Source organism: Pseudoalteromonas sp. SIMBA_162, assembly GCF_046535955.1.
GTDB lineage: Bacteria > Pseudomonadota > Gammaproteobacteria > Enterobacterales > Alteromonadaceae > Pseudoalteromonas > Pseudoalteromonas marina.
Window position 1 is genome coordinate 1 of sequence record NZ_JAWJBQ010001047.1, and the last position, 242, is coordinate 242.

The 242-nt window shown below is 38.8% G+C and carries 1 pseudogene; it reads right to left on the reverse strand.

What is annotated here, in order from left to right:
* Window positions 1-242 (reverse strand): annotated as a pseudogene (locus tag R0J88_RS22900) (protease modulator HflK); the annotation flags it as partial.

Consider the following 242-nt stretch of genomic DNA (forward strand, 5'->3'; position numbering starts at 1 on the left):
ACGGGGGCGAGAATCTTTAAAGTTAACATCAGTAACAACTAAACCAAGATTGTATGGTTCCATTACCTTGTTAAGCTCATGCCCTGTGTTTTGACGCACTTCTTCACAGCCGTTCGTTAAAACTTGGTCCATTTTTGCATGACCCACAACATAACTCAATGCAATGTCTAGAGCTTCTTCTAAACTGCTATCAGCATTCGTTAAGCTAAAATTGTAAAGGTATGGATCAATAACACGGTATT